Origin of the sequence: Mycobacterium sp. 1245801.1 (assembly GCF_001673055.1) — a bacterium.
In the GTDB taxonomy this organism is placed as follows: Bacteria; Actinomycetota; Actinomycetes; order Mycobacteriales; family Mycobacteriaceae; genus Mycobacterium; species Mycobacterium europaeum_A.
Genome location: NZ_LZKY01000091.1, coordinates 1 through 517 on the forward strand (window position 1 = coordinate 1; position 517 = coordinate 517).

Below are 517 nucleotides of genomic sequence, written 5' to 3' on the forward strand. Positions count from 1 at the left end.
TGACCTCGGTGGGTCTGGCCGGCGACAGCGCCAAGATCAGCTTCAGCGTCGACCGCCACGTCGCCGTCGGCGACCAGTCGCTGGCCGCGATCCGCACCGACACCATCCTCGGCGAGCGCTCCATCTCGGTGACCCCGGCCGGTGGCGGCAAGGCGACCACCATCCCGCTCAGCCGCACGACGACGCCGTACACGCTCGCCGGTGCGCTCGAGGACTTGGGGCAAAACGCCAACAATCTGGACAAGCCGCAGTTCGAGAAGGCGCTGAACGTGCTGACCGACACGCTGCACGACGCCAACCCGGAGCTGCGCGGCGCGCTGGACGGCGTGACGTCGCTGTCGCGCACCCTGGACCGCCGCGACGAGGCGCTGCAAAGCCTTCTGGCGCACGCGAAGTCGGTCACCGGCGTGTTGTCCCAGCGCGCCGAGCAGGTCAACAAGCTGGTCGCCGACGGCGACGTGGCGGTCGACGCTGAAGCTGATCTTGGCGCTGTCGCCGGCCAGACCCACCGAGGTCA

1 pseudogene is annotated in these 517 nt (G+C 69.8%); it reads left to right on the forward strand.

The annotated features are described in order from the left end of the window. Positions 1–517, forward strand: a pseudogene (locus tag A5622_RS05620) (mammalian cell entry protein); the annotation flags it as partial.